1 protein-coding gene is annotated in these 1,836 nt (G+C 44.1%); it reads left to right on the forward strand.

Annotated elements, in window-relative coordinates:
- Positions 1–1,836, forward strand: a 1,836-nt coding sequence (locus Q0779_RS23580) for an AMP-binding protein (protein ID WP_298776700.1), incomplete at both ends; no start/stop codon positions are given.

Genomic DNA, 1,836 nt, shown 5'->3' on the forward strand with positions numbered 1-1,836 from the left:
ACACACCTTTGCAACTCATCAATGTGGATGTGCCATTAGCGAATGGCGAGCAATCTAGCGATAACCTTGTTCCCGTCTGTGGCCCTGCTGATTTAGCCTATGTGATTTACACCTCCGGAACCACAGGGCAGCCCAAAGGGGTGATGATAGAGCATAAGAGTGTGATTAATTTAATATCATTTATTACAGATACTCATCAAATGACACAAGATACTCAGGCTTTATTTTTTTCTAATTATGTTTTTGATGCTTCTGTTTATGAAATATTTCCTTGTTTTTATACTGGTGCTACCCTAACGATAGTGCCAAAAGAGGCGCAAGGAAATACGGATAAATTACTGGCGTTGATTAGTGATAATAAAATCACTAAAGCGTTTATTCCCACATCGATTGTTAATCTTATCCCTGAAGCTTTGGCTCAATTAAATTTAGACGTCCTCCATACAGGGGGAGAAGTGTTGAATCCTCTCCCCTGCTTACCTGCAAAATTGGTTTTTAATCAATATGGCCCAACAGAGGCTACAGTATGTGTGACTCAAAAGGCTATTCGTGATCCTAAATGTGTGGGTATCGGGAAAGTAATTGCCAATACTTTGAATTATGTTGTAGATAACTTAGGTCAGTTACTTCCTATTGGTTCTCCTGGAGAGCTTTACATCGGTGGTGCAGGGCTGGCTCGCGGGTATGTAAACCAAGATGCATTAACCGCTGAGTGTTTTATTGATAATCCGTTCGCGACCCAAAGTGATATTGAAAAAGGTTATACCCGTTTATACAAAACGGGGGATATGGTGCGTTATTTGTCTGATGGCAATTTAGAATATTTAGGCCGTTTGGATAACCAAGTTAAAATCCGCGGCTACCGTATTGAATTGGGCGAAATTGAGGCGGCGCTGAGTCAGTTCAAAGGCGTTAAGCAGGCGGTAGTGATAGATTGCGAGCATGCGAATGATGATCAGAGTGAACATCAAGGTGATAGCCGTCAGTATCTGGCGGCGTATATTATCGTTCAAGGTGATGATAATACTGAAGTCAACAAGGACATCTTAATTGATGCTTTTATTGAAGATGTGCGCCAGCAACTAATCAGTGTGTTGCCAGATTATATGCAGCCCGCAACCTTCACGGTAATTGACCATGTGCCCTTGACGATTAATGGCAAGTTAGACCGCAAGGCCTTGCCAGAGCCTGAGTTTATCAGTAGCGATGTGTATGTGGCGCCGCGCAGTGATACTGAGCGTCAACTGTGTGAGGTTTGGCAAGCCGTGCTGGGGCTTGAGCAAGTTGGGATTAATGATAATTTCTTCCGCATTGGCGGTGATTCGATTGTTAGCATTCAGTTAGTGTCGCGCTTGCGACAAGTTGGTTTTAGCTTGCAAGTGAAAGATATCTTTGATGCGCCAACCGTTGCTCGCCTTTCAGTGTTACTGAATAGCACAATACAGGGCGTCAATGTTATTGCGGAGCAAGGTGCGTTAATCGGGGAGTTTGAGCTACTGCCTATTCAGCAATGGTTCTTCGATAACTGGCTCATCAATAAAACCTTAGCCGTTCCTCAGCACTTCAATCAATCATTTATGATGCACATCCCTGGGTCAACTGCGGCTGAGCTGGATGCTAATAGGCTAAATCAAGCCTTGAGCAGGCTAGCGCAGCAACATGATGTCTTGCGTACCTGTTTCTTTAACAATGAAGTAGCTGGCAATGAAGGGGGGCAATATCAAGGGTACACCGAGCAGTCCACCATGGCATCGCTTACGGTGGTAGACACATCATCGCTGACAGCATCGCAGTTAGATAAGCAGCTAACCCAATGGCAAGGGCAATTTAGTCTTG

This window comes from uncultured Shewanella sp. (assembly GCF_947491715.1).
GTDB lineage: Bacteria > Pseudomonadota > Gammaproteobacteria > Enterobacterales > Shewanellaceae > Shewanella.